The organism is Rhodococcus sp. NS-SX18 (assembly GCF_057367935.1).
In genome coordinates this window covers 5161598-5175317 of record NZ_CM170633.1, presented here as the reverse complement: position 1 = coordinate 5175317, position 13720 = coordinate 5161598, and the positions used below count along the sequence as shown (strand labels likewise).

Below are 13720 nucleotides of genomic sequence, written 5' to 3'. Positions count from 1 at the left end.
CGACAGATCGAAAGGACCCCGCATGGGCGTCAGCTTGACCAAGGGCGGCAATGTTTCCCTCACCAAGGAAGCGCCGAACCTCACCGCCGTGGCCGTCGGCCTCGGCTGGGACATCCGCACCACCACCGGTGCCGACTTCGACCTCGACGCCAGTGCGATCGCGACCGGCGGTGACAAGAAGGTCGTGTCGGACCAGCACTTCGTCTTCTTCAACAACCTCAAGTCCCCCGACGGCTCGATCGAGCACATCGGCGACAACCGCACCGGTGAGGGCGAGGGCGACGACGAGGTCATCAACGTCGACCTGAGCGCCGTGCCGGCGAACATCGAGAGCATCTTCTTCCCGGTCTCGATCTACGACGCCGACTCCCGCAGCCAGTCGTTCGGTCAGGTCCGCAACGCCTACATCCGCGTCGTCGACCGCGCCAACGGCAACGAACTGGCCCGCTACGACCTCTCGGAGGACGCGTCCACCGAGACCGCCATGGTCTTCGGGGAGCTGTACCGGCACGGTGCGGAGTGGAAGTTCCGCGCCATCGGGCAGGGCTACGCGTCCGGCCTCGCGGGCATCGCCCGCGACTACGGTGTCAACGTCTGACGTCGACCCGGACCCCGGAACCGGCCCCCGGCTTCGTCGCCGGGGGCCGCTTTCCTTGATTCACCGATAGTTTGCTGCAGTAACCACCCTGCACCGCCCGATCCAGACAGAAAGGCCACGCTTCGTGGTTCTGCGCATTTTCGGCATATCGTTCGCCGTCACCGTCGTGTCCCTGGTGGTCGCCTTCCTCTACGGCGGACCCCAGGCGCTGTTCCTCGCCACCATCCTCGGCATCCTCGAGGTCTCGCTCTCGTTCGACAACGCGGTCATCAACGCCACCGTGCTGCAGCGGATGAGCGAGTTCTGGCAGAAGATCTTCCTCACCATCGGCATCCTCATCGCCGTGTTCGGCATGCGGTTGATCTTCCCGCTGCTCATCGTGTGGGTCGCCTCCGGCCTCGGTCCCGTCGAGGCACTCGACCTCGCCCTGAACCCACCGCCCAACGATGCCGCCTACTTCCCCGACGGCAGCCCCAGCTACGAGACCATCATCACCGACGCCCACCCGCAGATCGCCGGCTTCGGTGGCATGTTCCTGCTGATGCTGTTCCTGAACTTCGTCTTCGAGGAACGCGAGATCAAGTGGCTCGCGTGGCTCGAGCGTCCGCTCGCGCGGGCCGGCAAGCTCGACCAGCTCGAGGTCGTCGTCGCGTCGGTGCTGCTCGTGCTGACCGCCACGATCCTCGCCCCCGAGGACAAGGTCTCCACGGTGATGATCGCCGGCGTACTCGGCATGATCACCTACATCGCCGTCAACGGCCTCGGCGAGATGTTCCACATCCCCGAGGAGGGTGAGGAAGAAACCGCCGGCGGGCCCAGCCAGCTGGCCAAGGCCACCGGCAAGGCGGGCTTCTTCCTGTTCCTCTACCTCGAGGTGCTCGACGCGTCGTTCTCCTTCGACGGCGTGATCGGCGCATTCGCGATCACCTCCGATCCGATCATCATCGCGCTGGGCCTCGGTTTCATCGGCGCGATGTTCGTCCGCTCGATCACGGTGTTCCTCGTCCGCAAGGGCACCCTGTCGGAGTACCGCTACCTCGAGCACGGCGCGCACTGGGCGATCGGTGCGCTCGCGTTCATCCTGCTGTACTCGATCGGCCATCACGTGAACGAGATCATCACGGGTCTGGTGGGGGTCGCGCTCATCGGCGCCGCATTCGCCAGCAGCATCCGGCGCAATCGTCAGGAGATGAAGGCGCCGGTCGCCGCCTGACCGCACGACATCGATGGGAACCTGCGATCGGTTCGAGCGATCGCGGGTTCCCATCTTCGTATCCAGGGAAAGGTTCCATCCATGGCAATCGACTACACCCGGCCCCCGAAGAACCCCGGCGACGACAAGAGCGGAGTCGGCCTGAGCAAGATCAGTCTCACCAAGGCTGCTCCGACGGTCGATCTCACCAAGTCCGGCAGCGGGATCACCCTGGTGAACCTGAACTGGTCACAGGCCGGCTCCCCGACCCCACCGAAAAAGGGATTCCTCGCCAAGCTCACCGGCGGCGCGGCGGCCCGCGGCGTCGACCTCGACCTCGGCTGTCTCTACGAGCTCGCCGACGGCTCCAAGGGTGTCGTCCAGGCACTCGGCAACAGCTTCGGTGCGCTGCAGAAACCTCCGTTTGTCGCGCTGGACGGCGACGACCGGACCGGTGCCGTCTCCGCCGGTGAGACCATGCGAATCGACCTGGGACAACCCGAGCGATTCCGCCGGATCCTGATCTTCGCGATGATCTACGAGGGCGCCCCCAACTGGGCTGCCGTGGACGGCGTCGTCACCCTCACCCCGCCCTCCGGGCCGCAGATCGAGGTGCGCCTCGACTCGCCGAACAACGGCGCACGGATCTGTGCCATCGCGATGCTGCAGAACACCGGCCGCGAGATCAGCGTCTCGCGGCTCGTCAAATACGTCGACGGCAGCCAGTCCGACCTCGATCGCGCCTACGGCTGGGGCATGAACTGGGCGCCGGGCCGGAAGTAGCCACGCCGACACACCCCGGCGTCCGCACCGATTACGGGATCCTCACCGTGTCGATAACAACTCGCGCAGCAGCGTCTCGGCGTCGGCGAACGCCCCGGCCCGCCGCACGACGGTGGGCGGCGCCGGGGGATGCCCGCCCCACCCGTGGAACAGCGTGCTCAGGCTCAGGACGATCCGCTCCGGATGGATCCAGTCGTCCCACCGGACGAATTCGGGATCGCGCACCAACTGCCGGGCCGCCTCGAGCGGCCCGGCGCCGCGCGCGTACTGTTCCCGGCCGGCCTGCTCGAGCCACACCCAGTAGGCGCGCAACTCGCGGATCTCGTCCGGTCCGCACAGCGGCCCGTGGCCCGGCACGTAGACGTCGGCGTCCAGGGCCAGCAGCCGATCGATCGCGGCGATCCAGTTCTCCAGCGGTCCGTGCCACAGAATCGGCGTCGAGCCGATGAACAGCAGGTCACCGGCGAAGACCACGCCGGCGTCCGGCACGTGCACGATCGCGTCTCCGGCGGTGTGGCACGGCCCGAGACGCTCCAGCATCACCGGACGTTGTCCCACCTCGAGCCGCAGATCGGTGTCGAAGGTGTGGTCGGGCAGCCGGGGCGACCGCCACGGCAGGTGGGCGCCGCCCGGCACCCGGCGCATGTAGGCGGCCGCGGCGCCGATCCGGCCGGGCACCGCGCCCAGCCACCGGCCCGCCGTCGCCAGCGCCGCCACCGCGGCCGGCGGCAGATCCTCGCGCATGCCGCGCAGCGCGGCCGCACTGGTCGTGATGCGGGTCGTCGCGGGCAGCGTGTCGTTGCCCCACCAGTGGTCGCCGTCGGAGTGGGTGTTGACGGCCTCGGTGATCGGTGCCCGCGCCACCAGCGGCTGCTGCGCCTCTGCGATCCGGCGCGCCAGGCGGGTGTCCCAGGCAGTGTCCACGACCAGTGACGCCGTGCCCGCATCGACGACGAGACCGGTGTTCGCCTCGCCCCAGCCGCCCGGTGCCCGCACGAACGCCCACACCCCGTCGCCGATCTGCGTCGATCCGCCGTCGCCCACGATTCGCCCCCTGTCCACGGTGGCGGAGAGTCTAATAGCAGGCGCCGGACCGGAGGTTTGCTCCCCGACGGGCCCGGGAACGCGGTACGGGTCGCACCGGCGACGGCACGAGCGAGGGGATTCTCATGGGCACGACAGTTGCGGTCACCGGACCCACCGGCGAGATCGGCAGAGCCGCGGTCGCGGCCCTCGAACAGGACCCGCGCATCGACCGGATCCTCGGCATGGCACGAAGCCCGTTCGACCCCGCCGCGCAGGGGTGGACCAAGACCGAGTACCGGCAGGGAGACATCCTCGACCGTGGCGCCGTCGACGCCCTGGTCGCGGAGGCCGACGTCGTCGTGCACCTGGCGTTCGTCATCATGGGTTCGCGGGCCGAGAGCCACCGGATCAACATCGCGGGCACCCGCAACGTCTTCGAGGCGACGGTCGCCGCGGCCCGGCCACGACGCCTCGTGTACACCTCGTCCGTCGCTGCATACGGCTACCACCCGGACAATCCGACCCCGATCACCGAGGACGTGCCCACCCGCGGCTCGCACGAGCACTACTACTCGGAGCAGAAGGCCGAACTCGAGCGCGTCCTCGACGAGGTCACCCGCGGATCGGATCTCGAGGTGTTCGTGCTGCGGCCGTGCATCGTCGCGGGACCGAACGCGACCGCCCTGGCCGACGCCATGCCGTGGCGGCAGATCGCCGAGCACCTGCCCGGAGCCGTGCGGAAGGCCGCGGGTGCAATGCCGCTGCCACCGCCGCTGTTCCCGGATCCGGGTCACCCGCTCCAGCTCGTGCACCACGACGACGTGGCGAGTGCCGTGGGCGCGGCGGTGACATCCGACGGGCCGCCCGGCGCGTACAACATCGCCGGTGACGGGGTGGTGTCGCTGTCGGACGTCGCGACCGCGCTCGGTGCCCAGCCGGTCCGCGTCCCCGCCGCGGTCGCGACGGCGGCGTCGGCCGTGGTGGCGCGGCTACCGTTCCTGCCCTCGCTCGTCGAGTGGATCCACACCGGCCGCACGTCCGTCGTGATGGACACGACGAAAGCCCGGACACAGCTCGGCTGGCAGCCGCGCTACACGAGCGCCCAGACCCTGGAGGCGCTGGCGCAGGCGGTGGGTGAAGTCCGGTAGCGGCGTTCAGCGTCGCGCGGCCGCATGCGCGGCCATACGGACCGGGGCGTTGACGGTGCCGTGACCCCGGTAGCCGCCGCGCCGCTGCACCAGCTCGAAGAACACCCGCGCGCTGACGACCCTGGTGAACACCTGGAACAGTTCGCCACCGTCCTCGTCCCGGTCGTAGAGCACGTTGTATTCCCGAAGGGCGGCAAGCAGTTCCGGATCCAGAGCAAGCCGCGCATCCAGATCGTCGTAGTAGTTGGCGGGGATCTCCAGCACCGGCGCGCCCGAATCATGCAGGGTGCGTGCCGCTTCCACCGCATCGTCGACCCCGAACGCGATGTGCTGAGGGTGCCGCACCCCCGGCGCCCACTCCCCGCGCCGCAGCACGGGCGCGATGAGGCCGACCTCGAAACCGTCCGCGGCTAGGACGCGGCTGCGCACCAGACCGAACGGCCCGGCGTATTCGGCCGCCTCGGCATCGTTCAGGCCCAGCACCGAGCGGTAGAACAGGGTGGCTTCGTCGAAGCGGTCGTAGGCCTGGGTCAGTGCGACGTACTCGGTGCATCGCACGCCCACCGTCCTGGCCGGCGACGTGCCGGTGGGGCGGAAGTCGTTGCGCCAGTCGGCGGTACCGTCTGCTTCCGCCGAGAGGAACAGGGCGGTGCCGTCCGGGGAGACCACCGCGGACAACGGTGCCTCACCCGGCCCGACGACCCGCGCCAGCTGAGGTGCCAGCAGCTCGTGGGCGTGCCGGGAGACGGCGCCGACATCCGCGACCTCGATCCCGAGGGCGGTGACGGCGGCGCCGTCGGCCGCACTGTGGGCCGGGTTCGAGGTGTTCACCAGCACGCGCGCGTCCCCCTGTTCCCACAGCTCCACCGGCTTGCTGTGGTGCTGTCCCGAGTGGGTGAAGCCGAGCGCGGCGAGAGCCTCACGGACCGGTTCCGCGGCGGTGGGCGGGGTTCCGATCTCCGTGAACGCGTGTCCGCGCACCTGCACCGGTTCGGGGTCACCGTCGAGGCGCAATTCCAGATCGAGCAGCGAACGCATCGCGTCGATCGCCGTCGGCACCGGGGCCGACTGGCGGAACACGTCGTTGAACACCTCGAGCGAGAGCGGGCCGGTGTAGCCGGCGGCGAGGACGTGGGCGACGAGTCCGACGAGATCGAACTCGCCCTCGCCCGGGAACACCCGGTAGTGGCGGCTCCACTGCAGGACGTTCATGTCCATCTCCGGTGCGTCGGAGAGCTGCAGGAAGAAGATCTTCTCGCCCGGGATGTCCGCAATCCCGGCAACGTCCTTGGTGCGGGAGAAGATGTGGAAGCTGTCGAGACACAGGCCGAGGGCCGGATGATCGGCCCGGCGCACGATCTCCCACGAGCGCTGCCAGGTGTTCACGTGGCGGCCCCACGCCAGGGCCTCGAAGGCGATCCGCATGCCGCGCTGCGCCGCCGCATCCGCCAGCTCCCGCAGTTGCGCGGCGGCGAGGTCGACATCGTCGACGGTGTGCGGCGAGACCGACGAGCACACCAGCACGAGGTCGGTGCCGAGTTGTTCCATCACGTCGAACTTGTGCCGCGCGCGGCGCATGTTGCGGGCGTGGATGTCGGCCGGGACGGCCTCGAAGTCGCGGAACGGTTGATACAGCGGAATGCTCAGCCCGAGTTCGGCGCAGTGCTCGCGCACTGCCGCGGGCGTGAGCGGGGAGCCGATCAGGTCGGGTTCGAACAGTTCGATGCCGTCGAAGCCGGCGTGGGCGGCGGCGACGAGCTTGTCCTCGAGGGTGCCGGACAGGCACACCGTGGCAATTGCCTTGGCGCGCTTGGTTCCGGGTCGGGAGTGGGTCATGGTCGGGTTCCTCCACAGCGGCCGCCTGTGCGGGCGGGCGCGGAATCGGGGACCGATGCGCCGGGGCGGGTTCGCCCCGGCGGTATCGGCACGGACGGCTCGCTGCGGGTCACGCGCGCGAGAGGACCGGTGACGGCGCCGGTTACGCCTGGGTCGTGCGCTGGGCGACGAGCGCGCGCAGTGCCCATTCGTAGCCGGCGACGCCGAGGCCCACGATGATCCCGGAGGCGACCGGGGAGATGTAGGAGTGGTGGCGGAACTCCTCGCGGGCATGGACGTTGGAGATGTGCACCTCGATGAGCGGCACGTGCGCGCCCTTGATCGCGTCGTGCAGGGCCACCGAGGTGTGCGTGTAGGCACCCGCGTTGAACACCACGCCCAGGGATTCCCCGCGGGCGACCGCGGCGCCGGCGTCGTGGAGGGCGTCGATCAGGACGCCTTCGTGGTTGGACTGCCGGAAGTCGATGTCGACGCCCAGTTCCTTGCCGACGTTGCGGCACAGGGTCTCCACGTCCTCGAGGGTCTGCGCGCCGTACACACCGGGTTCACGGGTGCCGAGCAGGTTGAGGTTGGGGCCGTTGAGTACGAGCACCGAGGTCATGAACGAATCTCCTTCGCTTTCTGCGTGTTCCGGAACAACGCCCCGGAACGGTCTGTCAGCCGACGGGCAGCCCGGCGGTCACGGTGCTCGAACGCACGACGAGGTGGGTGCCGAGTTCCACGGGTCCGGCGTCTAGTGCGGTCTTTCCGTCGAGGACGTCGCACAGCAGATCGATTGCCGTCACGCCGGCCTCGTCGAATGCCAGATGCACGGTGGTCAGCGGCGGCGAGGTCATCTCGCAGAGCCACGAGTCGTCGAATCCGACGACCGAGTAGTCGCGGCCCGCACGCAGTCCGTGCTCGGCGAAGCCCTGCATGAGGCCCACGGCGGCCTGGTCGTTGTACGCCACGACGGCCGTCGTGCCGGTCCGGACCAGTTCGTCCGCCGCGTTCCGGCCCGCGACGACGAAGTCGGGTTCGAGGGGACCGAGCACGGTGCCGGTGATGCCCCGGGCGGCGCAGGCCGTGGTGAAGGCGGTGAGGCGCCGCCGCTGGGCGAGCCAGTAGTCGGGACCGCCGAGGTACGTGACGGCGGTGTGCCCGGCGTCGGCGAGGTGGTCCACCGCCTGGGACATGCCGTCGTCGGAGGTCAGCAGCACGGCGGGCAGCTCCCCGCAGGTGTGGTTGACGAGCACGACGGGGGTGACCCGTGCGAGATCCTCGAGGTCGGTGTCGGACATGCGCGGGGCGATGAGCACCAGTCCGTCGACCTGCCGGGCGATCGCCCGGACGAGGTCGAGCTCGTCGGCGGACCGTCCTTCGCCCGCCGCGACGAACAGGGAGTAGCCGCGCTCGCGCGCCCGGTCCTGCGCGGTTTCGACGGCGGGACCGAACACGGGATTGCGGATGTCGGGGACGAGGAAGCCCAGGTTGTGGGTGCGACCGAGGGCGAGCGAGCGGGCGGTGGGGTTCGGAGTGAAGGACAGCGCCTCCGCGGCGGTGAAGACCTTCGCGCGGGTGTCGGGACTGACCGCTTCCGGTCGGGAGAACACGCGGGAGACCGTGGCGGTCGAGACGCCGGCGCGCGCCGCGACCTCGCGAAGCGTCGCCATGGGTTCTCCTCGGGGTGGGGTCCACCCACTGTGCAAGCGGTTACATTGCTTTGTCAAGCATGCCCGCGCGGGTGCGCGGCGGTTACTCGTCGGCCGGGACACGAGGAGGGAGCCGACGCAGCACCTCCACGACGCGGCGGACGGCGGGTGCAGCGCCGTCGCGCCGCCAGGCCAGGGCGATCGGCAGAACCGGAGAGTGGTCGAGCGGCACGTACCGGACGCCGTCGACCGTGATGTGCGTGGTCGAGGCGACGACCACCGCGATGCCCACTCCTGCTCCGACGAGGGCGAGCAGGCTGTAGGGATCCGGTGCTTCGCGCGCGATCGTCGGGGTGAAGCCCGCGCCGCTGCACATCACGAGCATGGTGTCGCGCACGATGGAGCCGTGTGCCGCGGGGTAGACCACGAATCGCTCGTCGGCGAGTTCGGCGGCGGCGACCGAGTTGCGGGCAGCGAGCGGGTGACCGGCCGGGACCGCGACGAGGAGCGACTCGTGGCGCACCGTCTCGGTTGCGACGTCGTCGGGGACCGGCAGGCCGACGATGCCCATGTCGAGCAGGCCCCGCGAGACGAGGTCGACCACTTCCCCCGAATAGGTCTGGGGGCGAAGGTCCAGTTCGATGCCGGGGTGATGATCTGCCAGGGCGCGGGTCAGTTCGGACAGGACCGTGTAACCGCTCGCCCCGCCGAATCCGACACTGAGGATTCCGGTCTCGCCGGCGGCGGTTGCGCGCACGACGTTACGGGCGACGTCGGCCTGTGCGGCGATCACCCGGGCGGGGGCCAGCAGTGCGGTACCTGCCGCGGTGAGGCGGACGGACCGGGTGGTGCGGGCGAACAATTCGGCGCCGAGCTCACGCTCGAGGGAGCGGATCATCTGGCTGAGCGGCGACTGGGCGATGTGCAGCCGTTCCGCCGCGCGCCCGAAGTGAAGCTCCTCCGCCACCGCGAGGAATGCCTGCAGTTGCCGAAGCTCCACGATCGCCCTCGCAATTCTGTGTGAGAACCACACAATCGTTCTCGATTAGGTCTTGGACATTACATGGATGCGTGGGAGAGGGTGATGTACGCCTCATTCAGCAGCGGGTACGCCCGCGTGACAGTCCCCGGAGTGCACCGTGAATCCACAGCCAGAGCACGCCGCGCCCGCCCCCGGACCACAGCCTTCGCCACCGGTCCACGACTCCACGGCGGCCCGGCGCGCCGGTGTCACCGCCTTCGTCGGCACCACCATCGAATGGTTCGACTTCTACATCTACGGCACCGCCTCGGCGCTCGTGCTGGGAAGTCTGTTCTTCCCCGACGTCTCTCCCGCGCTCGGCACGCTGGCCGCGTTCGCGACGTTCGCGGTCGGGTTCGTCGCACGTCCGCTCGGCGGTGTCGTCTTCGGCCACTTCGGCGATCGGTTCGGCCGCAAGAACGCGGTGATCGTCACTCTCGCGATCATGGGCACCGGCACCGTCGGTGTGGGTCTGCTGCCCACGTACGACCAGATCGGAGTCTGGGCGCCGGTCCTCCTCGTCCTCCTGCGAGTGCTGCAGGGCATCGCGATGGGTGGGGAATGGGGCGGGGCCGTCCTGATCGCCACCGAATTCGCCCCGCCCCGGCGGAAGGTCCTCTACGGCGCCTTCGCGCAGCAGGGCTCACCGGTCGGCAACCTCCTCGCGACCGTCGCCTTCCTCGGACTGACCGCGATGTCCGACGCGGCCTTCGAGGGCTGGGGATGGCGTATCCCGTTCCTGGCGTCCGCCGGCCTCGTGATCGTCGCGCTCTACATCCGGCTCCGGATCCAGGAGACCCCGGAGATGCAGGCGGCGGCGTCCCGGCAGCACACGCGCCTTCCCCTCGTGGAAGTGCTCCGCTCGCATCCCGTCCCACTGTTCCTCGGCATCGGCGCAGTGGTGGCCGGTGTCGCGATCACCTACGTCAAGACGACCTTCGCGCTGTCGTGGGCGACGACGGACCTCGGGTTCGAACGTAGCGACTTCCTGCTCGTCATCACAGTGGCGCTCGTCGCGCAGGTGATCGTGCAACCGTTCGGTGCCGTCCTTGCGACCCGGATGGACGTGCGCCGAGCCGTGTGGTGGATGCTCGCACCCGAATTACTCGTCCTGCCCTTGATGTTCGTGCTGATCCGCACCGGATCACTCGGGTGGGCGATCGTCGGAATGGTCGTCGCGACCGCTCCGCACGCGATGTACTACTCGGCACTCGCCGGAATCCTCGCGCAGGTGTTCCCCACCCACGTCCGTTACACCGGAATCTCCCTCTCGTACCAGATGTCGACGGCGATCTTTGCCGGTACGGCGCCGATGGTCAGCCAGTTCCTGCTCAACCGCAGCGGTTCGATCTGGCCGGTCGTCGGACTCGGACTCGGATACGTCCTGCTCTCGCTCGTCTGCATGACGGCACTGCTGCGCCGGTCACCGAGGACCGAGACCGCCGATCCTGCCCCGGCCCGGACCGCCGCTGCCACGCACTGAAGTCCGAAAGGAAGAGACGAATGAACTACGCACACACCGATCCGGCATTGCGGGCGGTGGTCGACCGGTGGATCGCCGAGGCCGACCGCAACCTCACCGACGGTCTCCTCGATCGCCTGGGGGAGGACGCAGCGCAGCGGCTCGAGGGCCTCGCGGCCACGGCGAACGCCCACCCTCCCGTCCTGCGGCAGTACGACCGGGACGGACAGCGCGTCGACACCATCGACTACCACCCCGCATATCTCGAGCTGTGCCGCGCGGCGTACTCGGAATACGGTCTCTCCGCCCTGTCGCATCGCCCGCTGCACGGTTGGACGGACGTGCCGCCCCATCTCGTCAAGTACCTCGCGTCGTACCTGTTCGTGCAGGCAGAGTTCGGGCTCGCCTGCCCCGTGTCGATGACCGACGCCGCCGCACGCACCCTACGCATGTTCGGCGACCCCGCCACCTTCCGCCCGTGGATCGACGGACTGACCTCGACCGACCCGGCCACCGCGCTCACCGGTGCGATGTTCATGACCGAGACGCAGGCGGGAACCGACATCGCCCGGACCGAGACCCGCGCCGAATTCGACGGCACGGCATGGCGGCTGACCGGGCGCAAGTGGTTCGCCTCGAACCCGGACGCCGACGTCGTCATCACCCTCGCCCGATTCCCCGGCGGCGCCGAAGGATCGACACGCGGAGTGGGAATGTTCATGCTGCCCAAACATCTTCCCGACGGAACCCGGAACTCCCATACGATCGACCGACTCAAGGACAAGCTCGGCACCCGTTCGATGCCCAGCGGTGAGGTCACGCTGCACGGCGCGTACGCGCTGCAGGTCGGCGAGCTCGAGCGCGGGTTCCTACAGATGACGGAGATGCTCAACACCTCACGGCTGTCGAACGCGATGCGCTCGAGCGCCCTGATGCGGCGGGCCGTGCGGGACGCCGTCGCCCACACCCGGGATCGTGTCGTCTTCGGCAAGCCGCTGTTCGAGCAGCCGCTCATGCGTGCCACCCTGCTGCCGTTGCTGCTCGACGCGGAGGGCGCGCTCGCGCTCGTCGCCTACAGCGGGGTGTGCCTCGATCGCGCCGACCGCGGGGACGACGAGGCGCGCAGCATCGTCCGGATCCTCACCCCGGTCGCGAAGCACTACGTGTGCAAGCGGGCGCGGGCCGTGACCGGCGAAGCGATGGAGGTGCGCGGCGGCTGCGGGTACATCGAGGACTGGGCGTTCACGCGGCTCGTCCGCGACTCGCACCTGGGGTCGATCTGGGAAGGGTCGAGCAACGTCATCGCCCTCGACGTGCTGCGATCCATGCGCAAGAGCGGCGCGCACCAGACTCTGACGGCGGCGATGCGCGCGATGCTCGACGCCGCGGCACCGGGCTGCGCGCCGGCGGTCGCGGAGCTGCGCGAGCGCTGGGATGCGCTCGAGGCCCGCGGCGAGGATCTGCTCGCCGGAGACGACGTCCGCGCCCAGACCCGCTGCGCGGCATACACCGACGACCTCGCGCGCACCGTGACGGCCACGCTGCTCGTCGACCTCGCCTCGCATCGCCTCGAGCACGGCCCCGAACATCGGTCGCTGCTCGTCGCCCACGCGTACCTCGACGGCCTCGCCGGGGTGCCGAACGCCGTCGCCCTCGAACATCTCGACGCCGTCGCCGACGGTACCGACATCGACCCGCCCGTCGCGCACGCTGCGGCGCCGGCACTGACAGGAGCACGACCATGACCGAGAACCCCGCCACCGGCCCGGCCCCGCTCGCCGGCGTCAAGGTGCTCGACCTCTCGAAGATCCTCGCCGGCCCGTACGCGACCATGTCGTTCGCCGACCTCGGCGCCGACGTCACGAAGGTCGAGCATCCCGACGGCGGCGATCCCACGCGGGTGTGGGGACCGCCGTTCGTGGGCGACGACGCGACCTACTACCTCGCCGTCAACCGCGGCAAGAAGTCCGTGACGATCGATCTGAAGTCCGACGAGGGGCAGCGGATCGTGCACCGCATGCTCGAGGACGCCGACGTCCTCGTCGAGAACTTCAAACCGGGCAGCGGCCTGCAACGGATCTTCGACTACCGTGCGCTCTCGGAGCAGTACCCCCAGCTCGTCGTCCTGCACATCTCGGCATTCGGCGAGGAGGGTCCACTGCGCGACCAACCCGGATACGACATGGTCGCGCAGGCCGCCGGCGGGCTGATGTCCCTGACCGGGGAACCGGGTGGCGCACCGATGAAGGCCGGATACGCGATGGGAGACCTCGGTGCCGCCCTGTTCGGTGTCATCGGGGTACTCGCGGCCCTCGTCGAGCGCAACCGCACCGGCCGCGGACAGTACGTCACGACCTCCCTGTTCGAATGCCAACTGGCCATGCACGTCAACTGGGCGACCAACTACTTCGCCACGAGGCAGCGGCCCCGCGCGCTCGGATCCGCCCACCCGAATCTCGCTCCCTACCAGGCATATCCGGCGCGCGATGGCTACTTCGTGGTGGCGGTAGGCAACGACACTTTGTGGCAGCACCTGTGCGAGGCCCTGGAGCGTCCGGACCTCGCGGCCGACCCGCGGTTTCTTCGCAACCGCAACCGGATCGAACACCGTGAGGCCCTAGAGGAGGTCCTCACCGAGGCGTTCGGGTCGAACACCGTCGAGCACTGGTGCCGGCTGCTCGAAACGCACGCCGTGCCGGTCTCGCCGATTCGCCACCTCGACGAGATCTACCAGGACCCGCACACCGCCGCGATCGGCATGATCGGCACCGTCGATCACGAATCGGGGCCGCTCGAACAGATCGCGTTCCCGGTCAACTTCGGGGGTGCGCGGCCCCCGCTGGGGTCGGCACCGCCCGTCCACGGACAGCACACGGACGAGGTACTGGCGCAGTACCGGGAGGTGCCGGCGGTGCGGTGAGGAGGCCGGTCCGCCGGCGGCACCGTGGCCGCCGGTCCCACCCGCAGGCGTGCGACAACCTGGGCCCCAGGCGCCGCGGCCGGCAGGGCACAACCGTTTCAGC

Annotated in this window: 12 protein-coding genes; 7 read left to right on the top strand and 5 right to left on the bottom strand. The window is 69.5% G+C overall.

The genetic code is table 11. The annotated features are described in order from the left end of the window. Positions 1–22 precede the first annotated feature (22 nt). The 3 genes from AC2IPW_RS23790 (at position 23) to AC2IPW_RS23780 (ending at position 2573) form a co-directional block, all read left to right on the top strand. Positions 23–598, top strand: a complete 576-nt coding sequence (locus AC2IPW_RS23790) for a TerD family protein (protein WP_003938785.1) — start codon at positions 23–25, stop codon at positions 596–598. A gap of 124 nt (positions 599–722) precedes the next feature. After that, the gene (locus tag AC2IPW_RS23785; RefSeq protein ID WP_371382651.1) at positions 723–1811 is read left to right on the top strand and encodes a DUF475 domain-containing protein; all 1089 of its coding nucleotides are present in this window, start codon (positions 723–725) and stop codon (positions 1809–1811) included. 81 nt (positions 1812–1892) lie between these two features. Next, positions 1893–2573, top strand: coding sequence for a TerD family protein (locus AC2IPW_RS23780; protein ID WP_486375839.1), 681 nt, complete (start codon positions 1893–1895; stop codon positions 2571–2573). Between the two features lie 42 nt (positions 2574–2615). Here the strand turns inward: AC2IPW_RS23780 and AC2IPW_RS23775 are convergent, their stop codons facing one another. Beyond that, positions 2616–3617, bottom strand: coding sequence for an MBL fold metallo-hydrolase (locus tag AC2IPW_RS23775; RefSeq protein ID WP_450119740.1), 1002 nt, complete (start codon positions 3615–3617; stop codon positions 2616–2618). Between the two features lie 125 nt (positions 3618–3742). Here AC2IPW_RS23775 and AC2IPW_RS23770 point away from each other — a divergent pair, with 125 nt between their 5' ends. Continuing rightward, positions 3743–4747: an NAD-dependent epimerase/dehydratase family protein gene (locus AC2IPW_RS23770; RefSeq protein WP_486375838.1), complete on the top strand. Its 1005-nt coding sequence runs from the start codon at positions 3743–3745 to the stop codon at positions 4745–4747. Positions 4748–4753: 6 nt separating this feature from the next. Here AC2IPW_RS23770 and AC2IPW_RS23765 read toward each other — a convergent pair whose 3' ends face one another. The 4 genes from AC2IPW_RS23765 to AC2IPW_RS23750 form a co-directional block, all read right to left on the bottom strand. Further along, the gene (locus AC2IPW_RS23765) at positions 4754–6583 is read right to left on the bottom strand and encodes a TIM barrel protein (RefSeq protein WP_486375837.1); all 1830 of its coding nucleotides are present in this window, start codon (positions 6581–6583) and stop codon (positions 4754–4756) included. Positions 6584–6725: 142 nt separating this feature from the next. After that, positions 6726–7184, bottom strand: a complete 459-nt coding sequence (aroQ, locus tag AC2IPW_RS23760; RefSeq protein ID WP_003938779.1) for a type II 3-dehydroquinate dehydratase — start codon at positions 7182–7184, stop codon at positions 6726–6728. A 55-nt stretch (positions 7185–7239) separates the two neighbouring features. Then, the gene (locus AC2IPW_RS23755; protein WP_486375836.1) at positions 7240–8235 is read right to left on the bottom strand and encodes a LacI family DNA-binding transcriptional regulator; all 996 of its coding nucleotides are present in this window, start codon (positions 8233–8235) and stop codon (positions 7240–7242) included. Between the two features lie 82 nt (positions 8236–8317). Continuing rightward, on the bottom strand, positions 8318–9214 hold the full coding sequence (locus AC2IPW_RS23750) for a LysR substrate-binding domain-containing protein (protein WP_486375835.1): 897 nt from the start codon (positions 9212–9214) through the stop codon (positions 8318–8320). Positions 9215–9353: 139 nt separating this feature from the next. On the opposite strand from AC2IPW_RS23750, the gene AC2IPW_RS23745 reads away from it, so the two are divergent. From AC2IPW_RS23745 to AC2IPW_RS23735, 3 genes are read left to right on the top strand one after another with little or no spacing between them, the layout of a single operon-like run. Next, positions 9354–10718, top strand: a complete 1365-nt coding sequence (locus AC2IPW_RS23745; protein ID WP_289378013.1) for an MFS transporter — start codon at positions 9354–9356, stop codon at positions 10716–10718. 20 nt (positions 10719–10738) lie between these two features. Next, positions 10739–12442: an acyl-CoA dehydrogenase family protein gene (locus AC2IPW_RS23740; RefSeq protein ID WP_486375834.1), complete on the top strand. Its 1704-nt coding sequence runs from the start codon at positions 10739–10741 to the stop codon at positions 12440–12442. Continuing rightward, a complete protein-coding gene (locus AC2IPW_RS23735; RefSeq protein WP_486375833.1) occupies positions 12439–13617 on the top strand; it encodes a CaiB/BaiF CoA transferase family protein in 1179 nt (392 codons plus the stop codon). Before AC2IPW_RS23740 ends, AC2IPW_RS23735 begins: the two co-directional genes overlap by 4 nt. Positions 13618–13720 lie beyond the last annotated feature (103 nt).